The organism is Marisediminicola senii (assembly GCF_011057645.1).
Classification (GTDB): Bacteria; Actinomycetota; Actinomycetes; order Actinomycetales; family Microbacteriaceae; genus Marisediminicola; species Marisediminicola senii.
In genome coordinates this window covers 25,420-47,241 of record NZ_JAALGE010000013.1, presented here as the reverse complement: position 1 = coordinate 47,241, position 21,822 = coordinate 25,420, and the positions used below count along the sequence as shown (strand labels likewise).

The following is a 21,822-nucleotide window of genomic DNA, read 5'->3' as shown; positions in this document are numbered from 1 at the left end:
TCGTACTAGAAGGTGCTGTGCTGCCGACTACTCGGCGAGGTACGACTCCACGACGATGTCGCCGCTGATGATGGACGCGGTGATCTCGTCGAGCTCACCCTGCAGGGTGTCCGCGACCTGGTCCTCGTAGTTGTGGAACGGTGCGATTCCGACGCCCTCGTTCTCGAGGGTTCCGAGGTACGGGGTGTTGTCGAACTCGTCATTGCCCGCGCCCTCGACGACCTCGGCCACCGCTACCTTCATGCCCTTGAGCACGGAGGTGAAGTAGAGGTCCTCGAAGGTCGGGTCCGATTCGAACAGGTCGGCGTCAGCACCGATCAACACGATGCCGGCGTCGGGGTTCGCCGCGTTGGCGTCGGTGATTGCCTGGCCGGCGCTCTGGTAGATCGGTCCGCCGACGGGGAAGATCACGTCTGCACCCTGGTCGATCAGGTTGGTGGCGGCGCTGAGCGATTCGGTGCCGGCTTCGAACGTACCGATGAACGTTCCGTCGGCCGCTTCGCGGTCCCAGCCCAGCACCGAGACGTCGGTGCCGTTCTGCTCGTTGTGGTAGTCGACGCCCTGGGCGAAGCCGTCCATGAACACGCTGACGGTCGGGAAGTTCTGGCCGCCATAGGTTCCGACGATGCCGGACGTCGAGTAGCTGGCGGAGGCGTAGCCGGCCAGGAAGGCTGCCTGCGCGGTGTCAAAGACGATCGGCTTGATGTTCTCCGCGTCGGTGGCGCCGTCGAAGTCGAGGTCGGCGGTGTCGTCGATGATGCTCCAGTTGACGTCGGGGTTCGCGGTGGCGCCCTCGACGGTGGCTGCGGCGAGGTTGAAGCCGACGGTGACGACCAGGTTGCAGTCCTGGGCGATCAGGTTGTCGATGTTCGGTCCGTAGTCGGCGTCGCTCGTGGACTCGACCTCGGTGTACTCCGAGCCGACGGCCTCGGCGCCATCCTGCAGGCCCTCGAAGCCGAGCTGGTTGAACGACCGGTCGTCGAATCCTCCGGTGTCGGAGACCATGCAGGGGAGGAAGTCCGACGTTGCGGCCTCTCCGCCCTCTTCTTCTTCGGGTGCTGCCGAACAGCCGGCCAGCAGTACACCGACGCTGGCGATGGCGAGGCCGGCGAACGCGGCCTTTCGGGTGCGATTTCTCACAATGTCCTCCAACTGGAGCCCGGGCGTGGATGGCCGGGCGGATATGGTTCCTCACGTTACCGGGCGTTCAGAATGGCTCACGGTCGATTCCGCGCGCCGCTACCCAATGGTTACAAAGACGCGACTACACCGAAACCTGCGCGAAATGCGCGCTGGGCGCTATTCGGCGGCCAACGCTCAGTTTGGCGCGCTGGGTGAGGTGACCTGCACGCTGCCGTCGACGATCGACGCTCGCAGCGCCTCGATCTCGGCCGAGAGCTCCGGGCTGACCGACGCCTCCAGGTCGTGGAACGGGGCGAGGCCGACGCCCTCGTTCGCGAGCGTGCCGATGTAGGAATCGTTGGTGAACGCGCCGGACTGGCTGTCGCCGACACTCGCGATCACCGCGTCGCCGGTGTTCTTGAGCACCGACGTGAGGATGATGGGCCTGAATTCAGCAGGAAGGGTGTCGTAGCCGTCGTTGTCGACCCAGATGATCGAGACTCCGCCCGCTTCGAGGGCCGCGGTCGCTGCTCCTTCGCCGACCTGGCCCGCGACGGGGAGGACGACGTCGGCTCCCTGGTCGATGAAGGCCTGAGTGGTGGCGAGTCCCTTGGCGGTGTCTTCGAAGTCGCCGGTGAAGGTGCCGTCCTGCGCGACCTTGTCCCAGCCGAGCGCGACGACCGCGGTGCCGTGCACCTCGTTGTACTTCGCGACGCCGTCGACGAAGCCGTCCATGAACAGGGTGACGGGAGGCTGGTTTCCCCCGCCGAAGGTGGCGACGATGCCCGAGGTGGATACCCCGGCAGCGAGGTACCCGGCGAGGTAGGCGGCCTGCGCGGTGTGGAAGACGATGGGCTTGACGTTGGGTGCCTCGACGATCTCGTCGACGATGGCGAAGTCGACGTCGGGGTTCAGTTCTGCTTGCTCGGCGGTGCCGGCCGCGAGTTCGTAGCCGACGGTGAGCACGTAGCTGCAGCCGGTGTCGACCGCGGACTGCACGTTGGGCGCGAGGTCGGTCTCCGACGTCGAGACGAGCACCTGCGCGGCGAGGCCGAGGCTCTCCTCCGCCTCCTGCAGGCCGGCCCAGCTGGACTGGTTGAACGACCGGTCCTCCAACCCCCCGGAGTTGGTGACCATGACGGCGCAGAAGTCCGATTCTGCTGCGGCGTCCTCCTCGGGAGGGGTCGCACAGCCGGCGAGAACGATGAGGGAGATGGATGCGACGGCGACTGTTCTACCGACCGGGAGTCTTGACATGGCCGACAGGCTACAAGACGTCACTGCTCCCGGACAGCTTAAGAGCATCCACAACTGCCTTGACTCGCTGGGCGTTTGCACTGGTGGTCACCAGCAGCGCATCCGGGGTGTCGACGACGACGATGTCGGTAACTCCGATGAGCGAGATGAGGCGCCCGGTCTGGCTGATCACCACGCCACTCGAGGCGTCGGCGAGCACGCGTGCGTTCTCGCCGAGGATCGCCAGGTCCGACGGCCGCCCGCCGGAGTGCAGCTTCGCGATGGCGGCGAAGTCCCCGACGTCGTCCCAGTCGAAGCGTCCGGGAATCACCGCGAGGCGCCCCGACGCCGCGGCCGGTTCCGCGACCGTGTAGTCGATGGCGATCTTCTTGAGCCCTGGCCAGATGCGGTCGACCGCCGCGCCCCGCTCCGGGGTGTCCCACGCCGCGGCGAGTTCGGTGATCTCGGCGAGCAGCTCGGGCTCCGCCTTGCCGAGCTGCTCGAGCAGCACGTCGGCGCGCGAGATGAACATGCCGCCGTTCCAGAGGTAGTTGCCGTCGGCGAGGTACTCGGTGGCGGTCTCGAGGTCGGGCTTCTCGACGAATTCGTCGGCGATGATCGCATCGGGCGCCGCATCGATGGCGAGCGACCCGTGACAGCGGATGTAGCCGAAGCCGATGGCGGGCTCGGTCGGCGTGATGCCGATCGCCGCGATGTAGCCGGCGTCCGCGGCGGCGACCGCCTGCGAGACCGCCCGCCTGAAGCCGTACTGGTCGTTGATGACGTGGTCGGCGGCGAACGACCCGATGATCACGTTCGGTTCCCGCCGCACCAGGATGGCCGCGGCGAGCCCGATGGCGGCCGTGGAGTCCTTCGGCTCGCTCTCGAGCACGACGTTGTGGTCGGCGAGGTCGGGCAGCTGGCCCTCGACGGCGGCGCGGTGCGCACGGCCCGTGACGACCATGATGCGGTCCGGCCCGGAGAGCGGGGCGAGCCGGTCCCAGGTGCCGCGCAGCAGCGTGCTGCCGGAGCCGGCGAGGTCGTGCAGGAACTTCGGGGCGTCTGCCCGGGAGAGCGGCCACAGGCGCGAGCCGATTCCACCCGCGGGAATGATGCTGTAGAACCGGTCCATCGGGTCGGAATGCTCAGTCATGGCCTCACCCTAACCAATGCCCGCACCGCAGCAGGCGCTCCTGCGCGCCGGCGCCGCCCCAGTTCGAGTGACGGGCGCTCGACGGCCGCCCCCGCCCGACACGTGCTATTCACTCCCCGGCCACGGCGCCCGGTTACGGTTCGAGCACCTGCACGGAGACGGAGCCAGCACGGTGCGAGTAGCTATTGTCACGGAGTCCTTCCTTCCCACCATCAACGGCGTGACTACGAGCGTCTGCCAGGTACTCGACTACCTCGCGGCGCACGGGCACGACGCCATCGTGATCACGCCGGCGGCGGGAGCACCGAAGAGGTACGCGGGGTTCGCCGTGCACCAGGTGCCGGCGTTCGCGTACCGCCAGTTTCCGGTCGGCCTCCCGAGCCCGATGGTGCAGCGGCTGCTCGCCGACTTCTCGCCCGACGTCGTGCACGCGGCATCCCCCTTCCTCCTCGGTGCACAGGCGATGAGCGCGGCCCGCCGCCTCGGCATCGCCACCGTGGCGATCTTCCAGACCGACGTCGCCGGGTACGCCAGGCGCAACAACCTCGGCCAGGCCACCAGGCTGGCGTGGCGCCTGGTGCGCTGGGTGCACGACGGGGCCGACCGCACGCTCGTGCCGTCGAGCGCGTCGATGGCCGACCTGCAGTCCGCGGGTGTCGGCAGACTCGCGCGCTGGGGGCGCGGCGTCGACCTCGAGCGATACCACCCCAGAAATAAGGTGGATGCCAGGACTGCGCGCCTGCGCAGGCGCATCGCCCCGCACGACGACGTCGTCGTGGGATACGTCGGCCGGATCGCCCCCGAGAAGCAGGTCGAACGCCTGCGCGTGCTCGCGGGACTTCCCGGCATCCGGCTCGCCATCGTCGGCGGCGGACCGTCGATGCCCGCGGTCACCGCGGCGCTGCGCGGGATGCCCGTCACCTGGCTCGGATCCCTGGGCGGCGCCGACCTCGCGAGGGCCTACGCCGCGATGGACGTGTTCGTGCACACCGGCACCGAGGAGACGTTCGGGCAGACCATCCAGGAGGCGCACGCATCGGGGCTGCCGGTGATCGCTCCCCGCTCGGGCGGACCGATCGACCTCGTCGACCACGGCACAGACGGGTTCCTGTTCCACCCCGATCGCGACCCCGAGCTGCGCGCCTACGTGGAGCTCCTCTCGACCAGCGCCCGCAGGCGCGCACGCATGGGCGAGGCCGGTCGGCGCGCGGTGCTCGGCCGCTCGTGGGATTCGGTGTGCGACGAACTGATGGCCCACTACACCGACGCGATCGAGACCCGGCGGCTCGCGCTGGCTGCAAAACAGGTGTGAATTACCGTCGTTTCCGGGCCAGAACGGCCGAAAGTGTCTCGATATCGAGCTACTAAGGTTCCCCTTGCCAGCGTGATACCAGCCTCCCGAATACACTGGAAATCGTTCGGTCGACGGACACATGCTTGCCCCGGCGTCGGGGCCTCAATCATCCGCAGGGAGGGTTACTCGTGTCAGAGAAATCCGCGGGAACCGTGTCCGCACCACAGCCAGACAAGAAATACCCGCTGCCGAAGCTCTCAGCGCCGAAGATGCCGAGGGGCACCCTGTACCGGGGCAACACCGGGATGTGGTCGTGGGTACTCCACCGCATCACCGGTGTCGCGATCTTCTTCTTCCTCCTCGTGCACATCCTCGACACCGCCCTCGTGCGGGTCAGCCCCGAGGCATACAACGCCGTCATCAACCAGTACAAAACGCCGATCATGGGCTTGGGCGAGCTCGGGCTCGTCGTCGCCATCGGATTCCACGCCCTCAACGGCCTGCGCATCATCCTGATCGACTTCTGGAGCGTCGGCCCCCGCTATCACAAGCTCATGTTCGTGGTCGTGATCCTGCTCTGGATCGTGCTGCTCGTGGGCTTCACCCCCCGCCACCTCATGCACGTCTTCGGAGGCTGACACCATGACTACCGTCGACGTCGAAACCCCCCGCTCACCCCGCCGCGCCGAGCGCTCCGGCCGGGGCATCAACCTCGAAAAATGGGGCTGGATCTACATGCGCGCCAGCGGCGTCGTGCTGGTCGTGCTGATCTTCGGCCACCTCTTCGTCAACCTGGTCGCGGGCGAGGGCGTCAAGGCCATCGACTTCGCGTTCGTCGCCGGCAAGTGGGCCGACCCGTTCTGGGTCGTGTGGGACACCCTGCTGCTCTGGCTCGCCCTGATCCACGGCGCCAACGGCATGCGCACGATCGTCAACGACTACGCAAGCAACGAACTCCTCCGCCGCATATTCAAGGGTGCGCTCGTCGTATCCACTGTCGTCCTCCTCATCTTGGGAACCCTCGTGATCTACACCTTTGACCCCTGCCCCGACGTCTCAGCCGACCAGCTCGAGCTCCTCCCCTCGTTCTGTGGAGTTGGAGCGTAGTGGCGACGCTGGGCCAGACGCCAGGCGTCGACGGCACCACGGTCGATGGGATCCACTACCACCAGCACGACATCGTGATCGTCGGTGCCGGCGGGGCCGGTATGCGGGCGGCCATCGAAGCCGGACCGCACGCCAACACCGCGGTCATCTCGAAGCTCTACCCGACCCGGTCGCACACCGGGGCCGCGCAGGGCGGCATGGCCGCAGCGCTCGCCAACGTCGAGGAAGACAACTGGGAGTGGCACACCTTCGACACCGTCAAGGGCGGCGACTACCTGGTCGACCAGGACGCCGCTGAGATCCTGGCGCGCGAGGCCATCGACGCCGTCATCGACCTCGAGAACATGGGCCTCCCGTTCAACCGCACGGCCGACGGCAAGATCGACCAGCGCCGCTTCGGCGGCCACACCGCGGAGCACGGCAAGTCGCCCGTGCGCCGGGCCTGCTACGCCGCGGACCGCACCGGCCACATGATCCTGCAGACCCTGTACCAGAACTGCGTCAAGCACGGCATCAACTTCTTCAACGAGTTCTACGTGCTCGACCTGCTGATGACCGACGTCATCGAGAACGGAGTCGCAACCACGAAGCCCTCCGGAGTCGTCGCCTACGAGCTCGCCACCGGCGAGCTGCACGTGTTCCAGGCCAAGGCCGTGATCTTCGCAACCGGTGGGTTCGGCAAGATCTTCAAGACCACCTCGAACGCGCACACCCTCACCGGAGACGGCGTCGGCATCATCTGGCGCAAGGGACTCCCCCTCGAGGACATGGAGTTCTTCCAGTTCCACCCGACCGGCCTCGCCGGCCTCGGTATCCTCTTGTCGGAGGCCGCCCGCGGTGAGGGCGCGATCCTGCGCAACAGCGAGGGCGAGCGGTTCATGGAGCGCTACGCGCCCACCATCAAGGACCTCGCGCCCCGTGACATCGTCGCGAGGTGCATGGCCACCGAGATTCGCGAGGGACGCGGCGGTGGACCCAACAAGGACTGGGTCTACCTCGACATCACCCACCTCGAGCCCGCGGTGATCGACGCGAAGCTGCCCGACATCACCGAGTTCGCCCGCACCTACCTGGGTGTCGAGCCGTACTACGAGCCGGTTCCGGTGCTCCCCACCGCGCACTACGCGATGGGCGGAATCCCGACCAACGTCAAGGCCGAGGTGCTCCGCGACAACGACACCGTCGTGCCTGGGCTCTACGCCGCCGGTGAATGCGCCTGCGTGAGCGTTCACGGCTCCAACCGCCTCGGCACCAACTCGCTGCTCGACATCAACGTGTTCGGCAAGCGCTCGGGAAAGAACGCGGTCGAGTACGTCAAGACCGCCGAGTTCGTTCCGCTGCCGGCCGACCCCACCGCGGGTGTCCGTGGGCTGATCGAGAAGGTCCGCAGTGGCGACGGCACAGAGCGCATGGCCGTCATCCGCAAGGAACTGCAGGACTCGATGGACCGCAACGCGCAGGTGTACCGCACCGACGAGAGCCTGGCCGAAGTCACCGAGCTCATCGAGACGCTGCGCGCGCGGTACCGCAACATCCAGCTGCAGGACAAGGGCAAGCGATACAACACCGACCTGCTCGAGGCCATCGAACTCGGCTTCCTGCTCGACCTCGCCGAAGTGCTCGTGTACTCGGCACGATCGCGCAAGGAGAGCCGCGGAGGCCACTTCCGCGAGGACTACCCCACCCGTGACGACGAGAACTACCTCGTGCACACGATGGCGTACCTCACCGGAGACCCCGAATCCGCCGATGCCGGGGAGCACATCCGGCTCGGCACCAAGCCCGTCGTCATCACCAACTACCAGCCGATGGAGAGAAAGTACTGATGAGTACACCAACTATCGAGCGGGAGCCCGTCGCGGCCGACGCCATCCAGAGCTTCACCGCGACGCTGATCATTCGCCGGTTCGACCCGGAGGTCGACGAGGAGCCGCGCTGGGAGGACTTCGACGTCGAGCTGTTCCCGACAGACCGGGTGCTCGATGCCCTGCACAAGATCAAGTGGGAGCAGGACGGCTCGCTGACGTTCCGTCGCTCGTGCGCGCACGGCGTGTGCGGCTCGGACGCGATGCGCATCAACGGTCGCAACAGGCTCGCCTGCAAGACGCTGATGAAGGACCTCGACATTACGAAGCCCATCTACGTCGAGGCCATCAAGGGACTTCCGCTGGAGAAGGACCTCATCGTCAACATGGACCCGTTCTTCGAGAGCTTCGCGGCCGTTCAGCCGTTCCTCATCGCCTCGAGCAAGCCAGACAAGGAGCGCCGCCAGAGCCCCGCCGAGCGGGAGCGCTTCGACGACACCACCAAGTGCATCCTGTGCGCGGCATGCACCTCGAGCTGCCCCATCTTCTGGACCGATGGCCAGTACTTCGGACCCGCCGCTATCGTCAACGCGCACCGCTTCATCTTCGACTCGCGCGACGACGGATCGCAGGTGCGCCTCGACATCCTCAACGACAAGGAAGGCGTGTGGCGCTGCCGCACCACCTTCAACTGCACCGAGGCATGCCCCCGCGGCATCCAGGTCACCCAGGCCATCGCCGAGGTCAAGCAGGCCATCATGCGAGGCAAGCCGTAACACGCACGAAGCGGCATCCAGGTCACCCAGGCCATCGCCGAGGTCACGCAGGCCATCATGCGAGGCAAGCCGTAACACGCACGAAGCGGCATCCAGGTCACCCAGGCCATCGCCGAGGTCACGCAGGCCATCGCCGAGGTCACGCAGGCCATCATGCGAGGCAAGCCGTAACACGCACGAAGCGGCATCCAGGTCACCCAGGCCATCGCCGAGGTCAAGCAGGCCATCATGCGAGGCAAGCCGTAGCACGCATGATGCGGCATCCAGGTCACCCAGGCCATCGCCGAGGTCACGCAGGCCATCATGCGAGGCAAGACACAACGCAGCGAGAGCTGAAAACACAGAACGGCCGCAGGCACCAAATGCCTGCGGCCGTTCTCGCGGTTCCGGTGGGGGTTACTTTCCGAGGCCCACGCGGTCGACGCGGCGGTGGAAGCGCATGCCGGCGAGTCCACCGAGCACGGCTCCGGCCAGGGTGACGGCGAGCGCGAGAAGTGCGGTGACGATAGCGCCCGTAGTGAGGTCGCCCTCTCCCATGGGCAGGCTCGGCACCGCGCCCAGGTCGTAGAGGGTGCTGAACTGGTCTCCGGCGATGGCGCCGATGATGGCGACCACGATGGCAATGACGACGGCCCAGATCCAGACGGCGATGCCCTGCTTGGCGCCGCTGAAGCGCGACATACGACCAGCGACGTAGCCACCGGCGAAGTAGCCGATGAAGAGCACGACGAGTACCACGATGGCGCTGACGAGCGCGATGGTGTCGGCGTTCTGCGCTGCCGTGTCGGCGGCGTCGGATGCACCCGAGGTGGCGTTCAGCCCGAAGACTGCCGCGATACCCGCGGCCAGCGCGGTGAGCAGCACGACGGTTCCGGTCGCGGCGAGCCAGCCGAAGAAGGCCGAGCCGAACTTCATTCCGCCGAACTCCTCCTTCTCGCGGGCGTGCACGTCCTGGCGTACCGTGCGGTTCGACCCGGTGGTGGTCGCGGTGCCGGTGGTGGCCCCGGCCGCAGTCGCTGCGGTCCGGTCGTCACGCGCATCGGCGTCGCGGCGGTACTGGGCGTCGTCGCGGAACTGGGCGTCGTCGCGTGCGTCGTTGTCGCGGGCGGAGCCGGTCCTGCGGGCGGTGCCGTTGGGGTCGTACGCGTTGGCATCATAGCCGTCGCGCCGACCGCTGTTGTCGTTACCCGACGGCGGTAGGGGGTTGTTGGTGTTGCTCATGGCTGCCTCGCTGCTCTCTGGTGGGGGGATGGTGTCTTACAGGTCGAGTGCGTTGACGTCGCGTGCGTGGTCGCGATCGTCGTCGGACTGCGGCTGGGGAACGCCGAGTGCGACCGAGGCCGACTTCATATTGGCGACGAGCTCGTCGTCGAGGAGGTCGTCGGTCGCGCTGTCCTCGGGGATGGCCACGAGCTGGCTCGCCGGTCCGAGGAGCACCGTGACGGTGCGGATGTCGTTCTCGGCGAACAGGGCGGGGATCTCGACGGCGGCAGAGGTGTCCCTGCGGGCGAGCGCCTCGGCGTAGAAGACGAGCGCGTCAGCAATGGCGTCGCCGGTGACAAGGTTCTCGCCAGCGTAGTGAATGCGCTTCATGGGTATTCCTAACGGTTGCTTCGAGAGTATGGCTATGCATGGACCGCTGACAGGGCCTTGACAGCCCGCCCCCGGGTTGGGGCACGGTGCCGCAGCATCCACTCGCAAAGCCTTCGGAGTGGAGGCCGGTCGCGACTGCATAGGGTTGGCACATGGCCGAAAACGCGAAGTCCGCGGGCGACCCGCCCCCCGCCGGCGGCGCTCCCCTCATCGACCGGATCTTCGCGCTCAAGATCGTGCGCCTGTGGTTTCGCTACCTCGAACGCGGCGGACTGCTGATGGCCTTCGGGCTGTCGTACCAGGCGCTGTTCGCGGTGTTCGCCGGGCTGTGGGTGGGGTTCTCCATCGCCGGGTTCGTCATCCAGGGCAACGTCGGCCTGCAGGAATCCCTGATCGACACGATCGCCGAATCGGCACCGGGGCTCATCGAGACCTCGACCAGCGAGGGCGCCATCGATCCGCAGACGCTGCTCGAGACGCAGGGCCTCACCTGGACCGGGTCGATCGCCATCGTGGGCCTGCTGCTGACCGCCCTGGGCTGGCTGGCGTCGGCGAGGACTGCGGTGCGCACCATCTTCGACCTCGCCCCCGGTCCCGTCGAGTTCCTCGGGTTCCTCCTGCTCAAGCTCAAGGACCTCGGCCTCGGCCTGCTGTTCGGTGTGGCACTGGTGGTCTCCACCGTGCTCTCGACGGTGAGCACCACCCTGCTGCGGTTCTCCCTCGATCTCATCGGGGTCGGGTCGGATTCGCTGGCCGCGGTCGTGCTGACCCGCATCGTCGGCCTCACGGTCGTGCTGCTCATCGACACCACGGTGCTCGCGGCGCTGTACCGGGTGCTGGCGCAGGTCCCCATCCCGTTCCGCAGGCTGGTCAGCGGGGCGCTGATCGGCGGGGTCGCGCTCGGCGCGCTCAAGTTCCTCGGCGGGGCGTTGCTCGGCGGGGCCTCCCGCAACCCGCTGCTGGCGTCGTTCGCCGTGATCATCGGCCTGCTCATCTTCTTCAACCTCGCGTGCCAGGTCATCCTGCTGAGCGCGACGTGGATCGCGGTCGGCATGGAGGATGCCGGCATCGCCGCCGACCCGAAGGCCGAAGCCGAACGCATCGAGCGGGAACGCCTCATCGAACGCGGACGGGAGGCGGAAGAAGCAGACGCGCGGCCGGGCGGGTTCGCGCGGCTGTGGCAGCGCGTGCGCGGTGGCGGCTCGCCGGCCCCGGGGGATGCGGCAGGCGTAGACGGGGGCGACGCCGACCGCACGGGTCGCGCGCGGGACCGCGTCGGTGGCGACACCTAGACTCGCCCCATGCCCACACCCCTGCGCGTCGCATCCGTCAACACCAACGGCGTGCGCGCCGCATTCCGCAAGGGAATGGGGCCGTGGCTCGATGCCAGGGGCGTCGACATCCTCGCCCTGCAGGAGGTTCGGGCGACCACCGAAGACCTCGAGGGGCTGCTCGGCGACGAGTGGAGCATCGTGCACGACGCCGCGACGGCGAAGGGGCGGGCGGGCGTCGCGCTGGCCTCGCGCAATCGCGCGTCGATCCACCGGGTGACCCTCGGCGACGACGACTTCGACAGCGCGGGGCGCTGGCTCGAAGCCGACTACGAGGTCGGCGGGTCGATCGTCACCGTCGTGAGCACCTACGTGCACTCCGGCGAGGCCGGCACCGCGAAGCAGGACGAGAAATGGAAGTTCCTGGCCGCGATGGAGCAGCGCCTCCCGGAGCTCGCGGCCCACTCGGAGTATGCGCTCGTCGTCGGCGACCTCAACGTCGGGCACCGCACCCTCGACATCCGCAACTGGAAGGGCAACGTGAAGCGCGCCGGATTCCTGCCACAGGAGCGGGCGTACTTCGACCGGTTCATCGGGCCGGCGGGCGAGACCGTGACCGCGGTCGACGGCACGACCGGCGCGGGGCTCGGCTGGGTCGACGTCGGCCGGATGGCGGCAGGCGAGGTCGACGGCCCGTACACCTGGTGGTCGTGGCGCGGCCAGGCGTTCGACAACGACACCGGCTGGCGCATCGATTACCAGCTCGCGACACCGGCACTCGCGCAGAAGGTCACCGCGTATTCCGTCGACCGCGCCGACGCGTGGGACCAGCGCTGGTCAGACCACGCCCCGGTCGTCGTCGACTACGCGATCTGACCCAGAGCGAACGGTCGGGCGCCTCAGCCGGGTGCGGCAGCGGCAGCGGGGCACGGCAGCCGCAGCGGCAGCGGCAGCGGCAGCGGGGCACTTCAGCCGGCGCGTCAGCCGGGCGCGTCGGACCACGCCCGCGCACCTGAAAGACTGGGGGGATGACCACCCAGCCCCGCCTCTTCTCCGGCATGCAGCCGTCCGCATCGTCGCTCCACATCGGCAACTACATCGGTGCGCTGGTGCAGTGGCGCGACATGCAGAAGACGCACGACGCGATCTTCTGCGTGGTCGACCTGCACGCCCTCACGGTTCCGCAGGAGCCGGAACGGCTGCGCGAGCAGATCCGGCGCACGGCGGCGCAGTACATCACCGCGGGCATCGACCCGACCGAGTCGACGCTGTTCGTGCAGTCGCACGTGCCGGCGCATGCCGAGCTCGCCTGGGTGCTGAATACGATCACCGGGTTCGGCGAGGCCAGCCGCATGACGCAGTTCAAGGACAAGGCGTCGAGGCAGGGGGCGGATGCCGCGTCCCTCGGGCTGTTCGCGTACCCGACGCTGATGGCGGCCGACATCCTCCTCTACGGCACGAACCACGTGCCGGTCGGCGACGACCAGAAGCAGCACGTCGAGCTCACCCGCGACCTCGCGAACCGCTTCAACAGCCGGTTCGGCGACACCCTCGTCGTGCCGGAGCCGGTCATCCTGAAGGAGGGCGCCCGCATCTACGACCTGCAGAACCCCGAGGTCAAGATGAGCAAGTCGGCCGCGAACCAGAACGGCGTGGTCTTCCTGCTCGACGAGCCGTCGAGGACGGCGAAGAAGATCAAGTCGGCGGTCACCGACACCGGCCGCGAGGTGCGCTTCGACCGAGGCGAGAAGCCCGGCGTCTCGAACCTGCTCACCATCCTGTCGTCGTTCGGCGGCCAGAGCGTCGCCGAGCTCGAGACCGCCTACGAGGGCCGCGGGTACGGCGACCTGAAGAAAGACGTCGCCGACGCGGTGGTATCGGTGTTCGAGCCGATCCGCTCCCGGGCGCTTGCGCTGCTCGAAGACCCGACGGAGCTCGACCGCATCCTCGCCGACAGCGCCGACCGCGCGGGCGTGATCGCCGAGACCACCCTGGCTGCGGTCTACGACCGGATCGGCCTCCTGCCGCGCACCCGCCGATGACCGACCCCGCTGTGCCCGACCCCGCTGTACCCGCCGGGGTCACCACACCAGTGCTGCGCACACCGCGACTGGTGCTCGACCTGGTCGGCCTGCAGGACGCCGATGCGATCGTGCAGTACTGCCAGGACCGCGAGCTGCAACGCGCGATACCCGTTCCCGTGCCCTACCGTCACGCCGACGCCGTGGATTTCGTGACGGGGTTCGCGCGCACCGCCGCGACGTCGGCGCACGGGCATCCAGGCACCGTCGCACTGTGGGCCATACGCCAGCACGGCGCGTTCGCCGGGGTGATCGAGCTGCGGTTCGAGGAGCTCGCGTCGGCGACGCTGGGATTCTGGCTCGGAAGACCGTGGCGCGGCGCCGGAATCATGTCGGAGGCGCTGGCCGCGGTGTGCGACCACGGCTTCGGGGAGCTCGGACTGCGACGCATCCACTGGGCGGCCGTCGCGGGCAACACTGCGTCAGCAGCGGTCGCCGCCCGAGCCGGGTTCCAGTTCGAGGGCGTCATGCGCCAGTCGATGGTGCACCGCGACGAGCGGGTCGACAGCTGGGAGGCCAGCCTGCTCGCGCACGACCCGCGCACCCCGGCGCGCGGCTGGCCGCTGTAGCCGCACGCGGGAATAGTCCGCCGCGGGGAGCGTTGACTACACTCAGCAATGAAGTACGTGCTCCGGGGTCGGTGAAAGTCCGAACCGGCGGTGACAGTCCGCGACCCGCGGCCTCCAGAAACGGAGGCATCGGTTGAGCCGGTGGAATTCCGGGACCGACAGTAATGAGGCCGAAAGGCCTCTCAGTCTGGATGATAGGACGCACGCGCGGGCGATGTTCGATGCCCGCGACCGCCGGTATTCGGCGGTGCACGAACCCGGAGTCCGTCTCGATCGACCGAGATGTCAGGAACCGGATGACCAGAGAGAGTGTGACGACCGCGATGCGGCGTGCGCTGGCGATCGCCGACCGGGGGCCAGTCACCGGGGTAAACCCGCGCGTCGGCTGCGTGATCCTCTCCCCCGCCGGTGACCTGCTGGCCGAGGGATGGCATCGCGGCGCCGGCACCCCGCACGCCGAGGTCGCCGCGCTGTCGGCGCTCGCGAACCCCGCCGACGCGGTCGGCGCGACCGCGGTCGTGAGCCTCGAACCGTGCAACCACCACGGCCGCACCGGTCCGTGCAGCGAGGCCCTCATCGCCGCCGGGATCGCCGAGGTCGTCTATTCCGTCGACGACCCGGGCGAGCACTCCGGGGGCGGAGCCGAGCGGCTGCGCTCCGCCGGCGTCGAGGTGACCGGTGGCGTGCTCGCCGCCGAGGGCGGGGCGTTCCTCAGGGTGTGGCTCACCGCGGAGCGCGCGGAACGCCCGTTCGTGACCCTCAAGTGGGCATCGAGCCTGGATGGGCGCGCGGCCGCCGCCGATGGCACCAGCCAGTGGATAACCGGCACCGCGGCCCGGCACCACGTGCACGAGCGGCGGGCGGCATCCGACGCCATCATCGTGGGAACCGGAACAGTGCTCGCCGACGACCCCAGCCTGACCGCCCGCGGCGAAGCGGGTGAGCTGACGGCACACCAGCCCGTTCCCGTCGTGATCGGCGAGCGCGCGGTGCCGGCGAACGCGCGCATCCGGCAGCACCCGCAGCCGCTGGTCGCCGTAGGCCACCACGATCTCGCCGCGGCCATGCGGCAACTCTTCGACAGCGGCATCCGACACGCCTTCGTCGAGGGTGGGCCGACGCTCGCCAGCGCGTTCGTGGCCGCCGGCCTGGTCGACGAGTACCTCGTCTACCTCGCCCCCACGCTGCTCGGCGGGCCGCGCCTGTCGATCGGCGAGATCGGCGTCGGCACCCTCGCCGATGCCCGCCGACTGCGCATCGACTCGGTCGAGCAGCTCGGCGACGACCTGGTCGTCATCGCGCGGCCAATACCGCCGCACACCCACGACACCACTCCCCAGACTCACCCCGCGGACGCCCGCCACGAAAGGACCACCTGATGTTCACCGGAATCATCGAAGAACTCGGCACCGTCGTCGCCTGGGAACCCGGCCCCGACGCCGGCCGCCTCACCGTGCGCGGCCCTCTCGCGGTCAGCGACGCCGCCCACGGCGACTCGATCTCGGTCAGCGGCGTGTGCCTCACGGTCGTCGACCAGGGCGACGACTGGTTCACCGCCGACGTCATGGCGCAGACCATGGCCATGAGCACCCTCACCGCACCGGTCGCCGGCGACGTCGTCAACCTCGAGCGCGCGGCACAGGTCGGCGACCGCCTCGGCGGCCACATCGTGCAGGGCCACATCGACGGCACGAGCGAACTGCTCTCGATCACCGAGGGGTCGGCATGGCGAGTACTGCGCTTCACCCTCGCTCAGGATGTCGCGGCGCTCGTCACCGGCAAGGGGTCCATCGCGGTCGACGGGGTCTCGCTCACGGTCAGCGCGGTCGGCCCCGACTGGTTCGAGGTGTCGCTGATTCCGGAGACCCTCGCGGTCACCACCCTCGGGCGCAAGGCCGTCGGCGACACGGTCAACATCGAGACCGACATCCTCGCCCGCCACGTGGAGCGCATGCTCCAGCTGCGCGGCTCGGGATCCGGTGGCACGGCCCCACACGCTACAGAACAGGACGCATCATGAGTCTCGCCGACATCCCCACCGCCCTCGACGCACTGCGCGCGGGCAGGCCAGTGATCGTGGCAGACGACGAGGGGCGCGAGAACGAGGGCGACGTCATCCTGGCCGCCGAGCTCGCCAGCCAGGAGTGGATCGCCTGGCTCGTACGCAATTCCTCCGGCTTCATCTGCGCCCCGATGACCAACGCGATCGCCGACCGCCTCGAGCTGCCGGTGATGGTCGTGCGCAACGAGGATCCGCGCGGCACCAATTACACGGTGACGGTGGATGCCGCGAACCGCCTCAGCACGGGAATCAGCGCGAGCGACCGCGCCCACACGCTGCGCGTGCTCGCCGATGTCGCGTCGACGCCGTCGAGCCTCAACCGACCAGGGCACATCCTGCCGCTGCGCGCGGCCGAGGGCGGCGTTCGCGAACGCAACGGGCACACCGAGGCCGCCGTCGACCTGCTCAAGCTCGCGGGCCTCACGCCGGTCGGCGCCATCTCCGAGATCGTCGCCGACGACGGCGAGATGATGCGCCTGCCCGGCCTCATCGAGCTCGGCGCCCGCGAGGGCATCCCGGTCATCACCATCGAATCGCTGGTCGACTACCTGCACGAGGTGCACTCCGACGCCGAGGTGCCGGTCGTAGTGCCGATCCCCGAGACGTCGCGCGTGATCTTCGAGGTCGAGACCGTCGTGCCGACCACGCACGGCCCGTTCCGCATGCGCGCGTACCGCGACCGCATGACCGGGGCCGACCACCTCGCCGTCATCGCGGGCAACCCCGGCGACGGCGCCCTGGTGCGGGTGCACTCGGAGTGCCTCACCGGCGAGGTGTTCGGCTCGCTCAAGTGCGAGTGCGGGCCGCAGCTCGACGCCGCCCTCGAGATGATCCAGGAGCACGGCGGCGTGGTCGTCTACATGCGCGGGCACGAGGGTCGCGGCATCGGCCTGGTCAACAAGCTGCGCGCGTACCGCCTTCAGGACGACGGCCTCGACACCCTCGACGCCAATGTCGCGCTGGGGTTCCCGATCGACGGCCGCGACTACGGGGCCGCCGTGTCGATCCTCGAAGACCTGGGCATCTCCCGCGTCCGGGTATTGACGAATAATCCCGATAAGCTGCAGCAGCTATCGGACCGCGGCATCACCGTGCTCGAGCAGGTACCCCTCGTGGTGGGCATCGACGGGTTCAACGAGGCGTACCTCGGTGCGAAGCGCGACCGGATGGGGCACATCCTCCCCGACGACCGAATTCTCGACACCGTCGTGGCAGCTGCTGCGGCCCAGACCATCAAGGAGCAGGAACTATGAGCACCGACGGCGCACCCGAGATCGACACCATCGACGCGGCCGGACTGCGGGTGACCATCGTCGCCGGCCTCTGGCACGAGGTGATCGCCGAGGGACTCCTCGCCGGCGCCCAGCGCTACCTCGCCGCGGCCGGCGCCGACGTCACCGTGGTGCGCGTCTCCGGCAGCTTCGAGCTGCCCGTCGTCTCGCGCGCCGCCCTCGACTCCGGCGCCGACGCGGTGGTCGCCCTCGGCGTCATCATCCGCGGAGGCACCCCGCACTTCGAATACGTCGCGGATGCCGCGACCTCCGGCCTCACCCAGGTGACCGTCGTCACGGGCAAGCCGATCGGCTTCGGCGTGCTCACCGTCGACAACGAGCAGCAGGGCCTCGACCGCGCGGGCCTCGATGGATCGAAGGAAGACAAGGGAGCGGAGGCCGCCGAGGCCGCGGTGTCCACCGCCATCGCGATCCGGTCGATCATGATCACCGAGGCGACGCGTGCCGCTGCGGCCATGGCCGGCAGCCACTAGGCCATGCGTAACCCGCTGCTATACATCCGCATCATCGTGACCGTGGCGGCCATCGTGCTCGCGGTGCTGTTCGTGCAGAAGGTGTTTCTCGGCGGCTGAGGCACGGGCACACGTGGCCACGGGCCCGACAGAACGGTGCCCGGCCCGCCGCCCCGCTTGCATCGACTGGTGAGCGTAAGCTGTGAGGCGGCCGTCACGAGCGGCCCGTGTTCCTCGCCGCCCGGACCCCGCCTCCGCCTGCCACCCCGCAGGCCGGTCGCGCGCGTCCTCCGGCGTTCACTTTCTTCCGCGGAGTTCCAGCGCATGTCTTCCACCTCTTCCCCGGCGTCGTCGACGTCCCCAGCCAAGACCAACCCCCGTTCGCGGGTGATCTTCGCCAGCCTCATCGGCACGTCGATCGAGTTCTACGACTTCTACGTCTACGCCACGGCGGCCGTACTGGTCTTTCCCGCGCTGTTCTTTCCCAGCGACGACCCCACGACGTCGCTCCTGGCCTCGTTCGCGGCCTTCGGCGCCGCCTTCGTCGCGCGCCCCATCGGGTCCATCGTCTTCGGCCACTTCGGTGACCGCATTGGCCGCAAGGGCACGCTCGTCGCCTCCCTGCTCACCATGGGTATCGCGACCGTGCTGATCGGCTGCCTGCCCACCGCTCTGACGCCCGGCTGGGAGATCCTCGCCCCCGCGCTCCTCGTGCTTATGCGCTTCGCCCAGGGCCTCGGCCTCGGCGGCGAATGGAGCGGCGCCGCACTGCTCGCCACGGAGAACGCCCCGGAGGGCAAGCGCGCCATCTACGGCACGTTCCCCCAGCTCGGCGCCCCGATCGGCTTCATCGTCGCGAACGGCGTCTTCCTGATCCTCGCGACGACGCTGAGCGACGAGCAGTTCCTGTCGTGGGGATGGCGCGTGCCGTTCCTCGCCAGCGCCGTGCTCGTGATCATCGGCCTCTACGTGCGGTTCAAGCTCATCGAGACCCCCGCGTTCCAGAAGGTCAAGGAATCGGGCGAGGTCGCGAGCCTGCCGCTCGCCGCGGTGTTCAAGTCCAGCTGGTACAACGTGATCCTCGGCACGTTCATCATGCTCGCGACCTACACGCTGTTCTACCTGATGACCACGTACACGCTCACCTACGGCACGACGCCCACCGACGCCGCGCTGCCCGGTCTCGGCTACGCGCGCAACGATTTCCTCGTCATGCTGATCTTCGGGGTGGTGTTCTTCGGCATCTTCACGCTGGTGTCCGGCCCCCTCGCCGAACGCTTCGGCCGTCGCGCCCACCTCATCGTCGTGACCTGCGCGATCATCGTGTTCGGCTTCCTGTTCGTCCCGCTGCTCGGCGGCGGCGACATCGGCGTCAATGCGCTCCTCGTCATCGGCTTCACGCTCATGGGCCTGACCTTCGGCCCGATGGGTGCGCTGCTGCCGGAGCTGTTCCCGACCAACGTGCGGTACACCGGCTCGGCAATCAGCTACAACGTGGCCAGCATCCTCGGCGCCGCGGTCGCCCCGTTCATCGCGGTCTGGCTGTGGACCGTGGCCGACGGCAGCCCGGTGCTGGTCGGCATCTACCTCAGCACCATGGGCGTCATCACGCTCGTCGCGCTGCTGCTGAGCAAGGAGACGCGCGACCTGGAGTACACCGCGAACACCAGCGGAAAGGTCTCCCGCTAGAGCTCGCCGCATCACCGGATCGTCAACCGTAGTTGACCGACACCCGTCGGTCAACTACGGTTGACTTTTGTGACGGACCACTTGAGAACACTGGCCTCCGAGTCGGGCGACGAGAACCCGCTCACGGCACTGCGTGCCGTGAGCGAACTGCGCAGGGAACTGCAACGGCACGAAGCTACGCTGGTGCGGGCGGCCCGAAACCGGGGGTATGGCTGGCAGATGATCGCCTCCGCCATGTCGGTGTCGAAGCAGGCCGTGCACAAGAAGTACGGCCGCAGCTGACGCGGGCACCCAGCGCCCGGAGATCACCGCCCGCCCCACCGGTGGGCCGATCCCCGGCAGGCCGCGCCTCCGACCGATCGACCCTCCACCACGCACCGCCCGCCGACAGAGAGTGACAATGAGCGAAACGACGCGACCTGGCCGAACGAGACGCGGTCGGTCCGACGATGACGGGGGCCCCCGCGCCACGTTCTCGCAGCTCCTGCCGTACCTGTTCGAGCACAAGAAGGTGCTGTCGTTCGTCGTCGTGCTGAGTGTGCTCGGTGCCGCGGCATCCCTCGCCCAACCGCTCATCGTCAGCCAGGTCATCACGGTCGTCGAGGCCGGGGACTCGCTGCAGTTCCTCGTCTGGGCGCTGGTCGCCCTCGTCGTCGCCTCCGGCCTCATCACCGGCTTCCAGCACTACCTGCTGCAGCGCACCGGTGAGGGCGTCGTACTGTCGAGCAGGCGCCGCCTGGTCTCCCGCATGCTCAACCTCCCCATCAGCGAGTTCGACACCCGCCGCACCGGCGACCTGGTCTCCCGCGTCGGCTCCGACACCACGCTGCTCAGGGCAGTGCTGACCCAGGGACTGGTCGAGGCCATCGGCGGCAGCGTCACGTTCGTCGGGGCCCTGATCGCGATGGCGATCATCGACCCCGTGCTGCTCGGGCTCACCGTTCTCGTGATCGCCGTATCGGTGGTGAGCGTGGTCACGCTCAGCGCACGCATCCGTGTCGCCAGCCGCAAGGCGCAGGAGAAGGTGGGCGACCTGGCCGCCGCGGTCGAGCGGTCGATCACTGCCGTGCGCACGATTCGCGCCGCGAACGCCGCCGACCGTGAGATCGCCGCCGTGCAGAAGGATGCCGAGGGCGCCTGGGCCATGGGCATCAGCGTCGCAAAGATCTCTGCGCTGGTCGTGCCCATCGCCGGTATCGCGCTGCAGGTGTCGTTCCTCGTCGTTCTCGGTGTCGGTGGATTCCGGGTCGCCAGCGGCTCGATCACCATCGCCGACCTGGTGGCGTTCATCCTGTTCCTCTTCCTCATGATCACGCCGCTCGGCCAGGCGTTCGGTGCCGTCACCGCGGTGAACCAGGCGCTGGGCGCGCTCGGCCGCATCCAGGAGATCATCGGCCTGCCGATCGAGACCGATGGCGACGCCGCGATCGCGAAAACGGCGGCTGCGCCGATGCAGTCGGATGCCGCCATCAGCTTCGAGAACGTGCACTTTCGCTATGCCGGGCAGCCGGTTGCGGAGGGCCCCGCCACGGAGAAAGCCGGCGCCACCGCCATCAGCGCCTCCACCTCCACCGCGACCGGCAGCTCCACCTCCGCCACCAAGGCCGACGCCGACGCTCCGGAGGCCCGCGACACGACCGTGCTACGCGGCATCTCGTTCGCCGCGCCCCGCGGCAGGCGCACCGCCCTCGTCGGGCCATCCGGGGCGGGCAAGAGCACCATCCTGGCCCTCATCGAGCGGTTCTACGACCCGACCGATGGCGTGATCCGGCTCGGCGGCGTCGACCTCCGCGCCATCGACCGCGATGCGCTGCGCGCGCAGATCGGCTACGTCGAACAGGATGCCCCCGTGCTCGCCGGCACCCTGCGCGAGAACCTCGCGCTCGGTGCGCCCGGCGCGACCGACGCCGAGTGCATCCAGGTACTACACGACGTCAACCTCACCGAGGTGCTCGACCGCAACGAGCTCGGCCTGCACGCGCCGGTCGGAGAGGGCGGCGTCATGCTCTCCGGTGGCGAACGCCAGCGGCTGGCCATCGCGCGCGCGCTGCTCGCTGCGGCCCCCATCCTGCTCCTGGACGAGTCGACGTCGTCCCTCGACGGCATGAACGAGCAGCTGCTGCGCAAGGCGATCGACGCGGTCGCGGTCGACCGCACCCTCATCGTCATCGCGCACCGGCTCTCCACCGTGGTGGATTCCGACCAGATCGTCGTGCTCGACCACGGCGGAGTGGTGGGCGTCGGAACGCATTCCGAGCTCGTCGCGAGCACTCCCCTGTACCGCGACCTGGCCAAGCACCAGCTGCTGGTGTAGCCACCA

21 protein-coding genes and 1 riboswitch are annotated in these 21,822 nt (G+C 68.7%); of the genes, 16 read left to right on the top strand and 5 right to left on the bottom strand.

Features of this window, described 5'->3' with window-relative positions; translation table 11 throughout:
• Nucleotides 1-27: 27 nt before the first annotated feature.
• From G5S38_RS06645 to G5S38_RS06635, 3 genes are all read right to left on the bottom strand, one after another.
• Nucleotides 28-1,140, bottom strand: coding sequence for a BMP family lipoprotein (locus G5S38_RS06645; RefSeq protein ID WP_165066195.1), 1,113 nt, complete (start codon nucleotides 1,138-1,140; stop codon nucleotides 28-30).
• A 177-nt stretch (nucleotides 1,141-1,317) separates the two neighbouring features.
• Nucleotides 1,318-2,379, bottom strand: coding sequence for a BMP family lipoprotein (locus tag G5S38_RS06640; RefSeq protein ID WP_165066192.1), 1,062 nt, complete (start codon nucleotides 2,377-2,379; stop codon nucleotides 1,318-1,320).
• Between the two features lie 10 nt (nucleotides 2,380-2,389).
• Entirely contained in the window at nucleotides 2,390-3,511 is a 1,122-nt protein-coding gene (locus G5S38_RS06635) for a mannose-1-phosphate guanylyltransferase (RefSeq protein ID WP_165066189.1), read from the bottom strand.
• Between the two features lie 172 nt (nucleotides 3,512-3,683).
• Here G5S38_RS06635 and G5S38_RS06630 point away from each other — a divergent pair, with 172 nt between their 5' ends.
• The 5 genes from G5S38_RS06630 to G5S38_RS06610 all read left to right on the top strand — a co-directional run bounded on the left by G5S38_RS06630 (nucleotide 3,684) and on the right by G5S38_RS06610 (nucleotide 8,493).
• Nucleotides 3,684-4,823 (top strand): glycosyltransferase family 4 protein, encoded by a 1,140-nt coding sequence (locus G5S38_RS06630; RefSeq protein WP_165066186.1) that lies wholly within the window; start codon nucleotides 3,684-3,686, stop codon nucleotides 4,821-4,823.
• Nucleotides 4,824-4,993: 170 nt separating this feature from the next.
• The gene (sdhC, locus tag G5S38_RS06625; protein ID WP_407943828.1) at nucleotides 4,994-5,443 is read left to right on the top strand and encodes a succinate dehydrogenase, cytochrome b556 subunit; all 450 of its coding nucleotides are present in this window, start codon (nucleotides 4,994-4,996) and stop codon (nucleotides 5,441-5,443) included.
• A 4-nt stretch (nucleotides 5,444-5,447) separates the two neighbouring features.
• On the top strand, nucleotides 5,448-5,912 hold the full coding sequence (locus G5S38_RS06620; RefSeq protein ID WP_165066183.1) for a succinate dehydrogenase hydrophobic membrane anchor subunit: 465 nt from the start codon (nucleotides 5,448-5,450) through the stop codon (nucleotides 5,910-5,912).
• Entirely contained in the window at nucleotides 5,912-7,738 is a 1,827-nt protein-coding gene (gene sdhA / locus G5S38_RS06615) for a succinate dehydrogenase flavoprotein subunit (RefSeq protein WP_235928942.1), read from the top strand. Before G5S38_RS06620 ends, sdhA begins: the two co-directional genes overlap by 1 nt.
• A complete protein-coding gene (locus G5S38_RS06610; RefSeq protein WP_165066180.1) occupies nucleotides 7,738-8,493 on the top strand; it encodes a succinate dehydrogenase iron-sulfur subunit in 756 nt (251 codons plus the stop codon). The genes sdhA and G5S38_RS06610 overlap by 1 nt, the downstream gene beginning before the upstream one ends.
• Nucleotides 8,494-8,889: 396 nt before the next feature.
• Here G5S38_RS06610 and G5S38_RS06605 read toward each other — a convergent pair whose 3' ends face one another.
• Nucleotides 8,890-9,714: a hypothetical protein gene (locus G5S38_RS06605; RefSeq protein WP_165066177.1), complete on the bottom strand. Its 825-nt coding sequence runs from the start codon at nucleotides 9,712-9,714 to the stop codon at nucleotides 8,890-8,892.
• 36 nt (nucleotides 9,715-9,750) lie between these two features.
• Nucleotides 9,751-10,086: a hypothetical protein gene (locus G5S38_RS06600; protein ID WP_165066174.1), complete on the bottom strand. Its 336-nt coding sequence runs from the start codon at nucleotides 10,084-10,086 to the stop codon at nucleotides 9,751-9,753.
• A 152-nt stretch (nucleotides 10,087-10,238) separates the two neighbouring features.
• Here G5S38_RS06600 and G5S38_RS06595 point away from each other — a divergent pair, with 152 nt between their 5' ends.
• The 11 genes from G5S38_RS06595 (at nucleotide 10,239) to G5S38_RS06545 (ending at nucleotide 21,816) form a co-directional block, all read left to right on the top strand.
• Nucleotides 10,239-11,378 carry a YihY/virulence factor BrkB family protein gene (locus tag G5S38_RS06595; protein ID WP_165066171.1) on the top strand — a complete coding sequence of 380 codons (1,140 nt, stop codon included), beginning with the start codon at nucleotides 10,239-10,241 and terminating at the stop codon, nucleotides 11,376-11,378.
• Between the two features lie 9 nt (nucleotides 11,379-11,387).
• Nucleotides 11,388-12,233, top strand: a complete 846-nt coding sequence (locus G5S38_RS06590; protein ID WP_165066168.1) for an exodeoxyribonuclease III — start codon at nucleotides 11,388-11,390, stop codon at nucleotides 12,231-12,233.
• A 152-nt stretch (nucleotides 12,234-12,385) separates the two neighbouring features.
• Nucleotides 12,386-13,399, top strand: coding sequence for a tryptophan--tRNA ligase (trpS, locus tag G5S38_RS06585; RefSeq protein WP_165066165.1), 1,014 nt, complete (start codon nucleotides 12,386-12,388; stop codon nucleotides 13,397-13,399).
• Nucleotides 13,396-14,007: a GNAT family N-acetyltransferase gene (locus G5S38_RS06580; protein WP_165066162.1), complete on the top strand. Its 612-nt coding sequence runs from the start codon at nucleotides 13,396-13,398 to the stop codon at nucleotides 14,005-14,007. Before trpS ends, G5S38_RS06580 begins: the two co-directional genes overlap by 4 nt.
• A 54-nt stretch (nucleotides 14,008-14,061) precedes the next feature.
• Nucleotides 14,062-14,215, top strand: a riboswitch (FMN riboswitch).
• 88 nt (nucleotides 14,216-14,303) lie between these two features.
• Nucleotides 14,304-15,386 (top strand): bifunctional diaminohydroxyphosphoribosylaminopyrimidine deaminase/5-amino-6-(5-phosphoribosylamino)uracil reductase RibD, encoded by a 1,083-nt coding sequence (gene ribD / locus G5S38_RS06575; RefSeq protein ID WP_165066159.1) that lies wholly within the window; start codon nucleotides 14,304-14,306, stop codon nucleotides 15,384-15,386.
• Entirely contained in the window at nucleotides 15,386-16,027 is a 642-nt protein-coding gene (locus G5S38_RS06570) for a riboflavin synthase (RefSeq protein WP_165066156.1), read from the top strand. Before ribD ends, G5S38_RS06570 begins: the two co-directional genes overlap by 1 nt.
• Entirely contained in the window at nucleotides 16,024-17,322 is a 1,299-nt protein-coding gene (gene ribB / locus G5S38_RS06565; protein ID WP_165066153.1) for a 3,4-dihydroxy-2-butanone-4-phosphate synthase, read from the top strand. Before G5S38_RS06570 ends, ribB begins: the two co-directional genes overlap by 4 nt.
• Nucleotides 17,319-17,834 carry a 6,7-dimethyl-8-ribityllumazine synthase gene (ribH, locus tag G5S38_RS06560; protein ID WP_165066150.1) on the top strand — a complete coding sequence of 172 codons (516 nt, stop codon included), beginning with the start codon at nucleotides 17,319-17,321 and terminating at the stop codon, nucleotides 17,832-17,834. The genes ribB and ribH overlap by 4 nt, the downstream gene beginning before the upstream one ends.
• Before the next feature lie 303 nt (nucleotides 17,835-18,137).
• A complete protein-coding gene (locus G5S38_RS06555) occupies nucleotides 18,138-19,502 on the top strand; it encodes an MFS transporter (RefSeq protein WP_165066147.1) in 1,365 nt (454 codons plus the stop codon).
• A gap of 69 nt (nucleotides 19,503-19,571) precedes the next feature.
• A complete protein-coding gene (locus G5S38_RS06550) occupies nucleotides 19,572-19,784 on the top strand; it encodes a hypothetical protein (RefSeq protein WP_235928941.1) in 213 nt (70 codons plus the stop codon).
• A 118-nt stretch (nucleotides 19,785-19,902) separates the two neighbouring features.
• Nucleotides 19,903-21,816, top strand: a complete 1,914-nt coding sequence (locus G5S38_RS06545; protein WP_165066144.1) for an ABC transporter ATP-binding protein — start codon at nucleotides 19,903-19,905, stop codon at nucleotides 21,814-21,816.
• Nucleotides 21,817-21,822 lie beyond the last annotated feature (6 nt).

What these genes read in the sequence shown, in the direction of transcription:
- G5S38_RS06640 (WP_165066192.1), bottom strand. Translation starts at nt 2,379, where the DNA reads ATGTCAAGACTCCCGGTCGGTAGAACAGTCGCCGTCGCATCCATCTCC.
- G5S38_RS06635 (WP_165066189.1), bottom strand. Translation starts at nt 3,511, where the DNA reads ATGACTGAGCATTCCGACCCGATGGACCGGTTCTACAGCATCATTCCC.
- G5S38_RS06620 (WP_165066183.1), top strand. Translation starts at nt 5,448, where the DNA reads ATGACTACCGTCGACGTCGAAACCCCCCGCTCACCCCGCCGCGCCGAG.
- G5S38_RS06610 (WP_165066180.1), top strand. Translation starts at nt 7,738, where the DNA reads ATGAGTACACCAACTATCGAGCGGGAGCCCGTCGCGGCCGACGCCATC.
- G5S38_RS06605 (WP_165066177.1), bottom strand. Translation starts at nt 9,714, where the DNA reads ATGAGCAACACCAACAACCCCCTACCGCCGTCGGGTAACGACAACAGC.
- G5S38_RS06600 (WP_165066174.1), bottom strand. Translation starts at nt 10,086, where the DNA reads ATGAAGCGCATTCACTACGCTGGCGAGAACCTTGTCACCGGCGACGCC.
- G5S38_RS06595 (WP_165066171.1), top strand. Translation starts at nt 10,239, where the DNA reads ATGGCCGAAAACGCGAAGTCCGCGGGCGACCCGCCCCCCGCCGGCGGC.
- G5S38_RS06590 (WP_165066168.1), top strand. Translation starts at nt 11,388, where the DNA reads ATGCCCACACCCCTGCGCGTCGCATCCGTCAACACCAACGGCGTGCGC.
- trpS (WP_165066165.1), top strand. Translation starts at nt 12,386, where the DNA reads ATGACCACCCAGCCCCGCCTCTTCTCCGGCATGCAGCCGTCCGCATCG.
- G5S38_RS06580 (WP_165066162.1), top strand. Translation starts at nt 13,396, where the DNA reads ATGACCGACCCCGCTGTGCCCGACCCCGCTGTACCCGCCGGGGTCACC.
- ribD (WP_165066159.1), top strand. Translation starts at nt 14,304, where the DNA reads ATGACCAGAGAGAGTGTGACGACCGCGATGCGGCGTGCGCTGGCGATC.
- G5S38_RS06570 (WP_165066156.1), top strand. Translation starts at nt 15,386, where the DNA reads ATGTTCACCGGAATCATCGAAGAACTCGGCACCGTCGTCGCCTGGGAA.
- ribB (WP_165066153.1), top strand. Translation starts at nt 16,024, where the DNA reads ATGAGTCTCGCCGACATCCCCACCGCCCTCGACGCACTGCGCGCGGGC.
- ribH (WP_165066150.1), top strand. Translation starts at nt 17,319, where the DNA reads ATGAGCACCGACGGCGCACCCGAGATCGACACCATCGACGCGGCCGGA.
- G5S38_RS06555 (WP_165066147.1), top strand. Translation starts at nt 18,138, where the DNA reads ATGTCTTCCACCTCTTCCCCGGCGTCGTCGACGTCCCCAGCCAAGACC.
- G5S38_RS06545 (WP_165066144.1), top strand. Translation starts at nt 19,903, where the DNA reads ATGAGCGAAACGACGCGACCTGGCCGAACGAGACGCGGTCGGTCCGAC.